Consider the following 273-nt stretch of genomic DNA (forward strand, 5'->3'; position numbering starts at 1 on the left):
AGAGTGCACGACCAACTAACAACATAATGATCATGCCAAGCCCCGCAGCGATACCAATCAGTGCAGCTGAAATACCGGTAGGCGCCCAGATAAAGAAGACTGCAGAGATAAGCAAGCCAAGCACTAAGCTGACGTTTCTCGCCAAGTAAGTATTGCCAAACGTCGTCCACTGAATGTAGTGCGCTGCTGCGCCCTCTCCCTGTTCAGTATTCAGGTAACGAGCATGAGCAACAAGACCTATTGACTCAACCAGCAAGCCAATAAAGACCAGAC

Annotated in this window: 1 protein-coding gene; it reads right to left on the reverse strand. The window is 49.5% G+C overall.

Features of this window, described 5'->3' with window-relative positions:
* Positions 1-273, reverse strand: a 273-nt coding sequence (locus A3756_RS27155) for a hypothetical protein (protein ID WP_197481137.1), incomplete at both ends; no start/stop codon positions are given.

This window comes from Oleiphilus sp. HI0086 (assembly GCF_001635225.1).